At 46.9% G+C, this 386-nt stretch carries 1 protein-coding gene; it reads left to right on the plus strand.

The features are described 5' to 3' along the window. Positions 1 to 80 precede the first annotated feature (80 nt). A partial coding sequence (locus tag HMPREF9444_RS08245; protein WP_040909429.1) for a transposase occupies positions 81 to 386 on the plus strand: 306 nt, incomplete at its 3' end.

The following is a 386-nucleotide window of genomic DNA, read 5'->3' on the forward strand; positions in this document are numbered from 1 at the left end:
GTGGATTTACCCTATACTTGAAAAGGTTAAACATTAATTTCAAATGAGGGGATTACCTCATTACACAGGAGTGAGTCACCATGAACAGAATAATCTATGTAGGCCTTGATGTCCATAGCACAACCTTCAGCGCATGCGCTGCCGAGCTTCACGGAAACAAAATCGTCTATTTTGCTGAGACTAAGTTTGGCGCCGGCGCAAGTGACGTTGATAAGTACCTAAAGAACATTAAGAAAAATCAGAGCGACGACTGCGAGTTTGTCATCGGTTACGAGGCCGGCTGTCTTGGGTTTAGCCTGTACACTGCACTGCGGGACATCGGTATCGAATGCAAGATTTTGGCTCCAACCACCATGGCCGTGAGGAAGGGAGGCAAGCGAGTCAAA

The sequence above is a fragment of the Succinatimonas hippei YIT 12066 genome, assembly GCF_000188195.1.
Lineage (GTDB): Bacteria > Pseudomonadota > Gammaproteobacteria > Enterobacterales > Succinivibrionaceae > Succinatimonas > Succinatimonas hippei.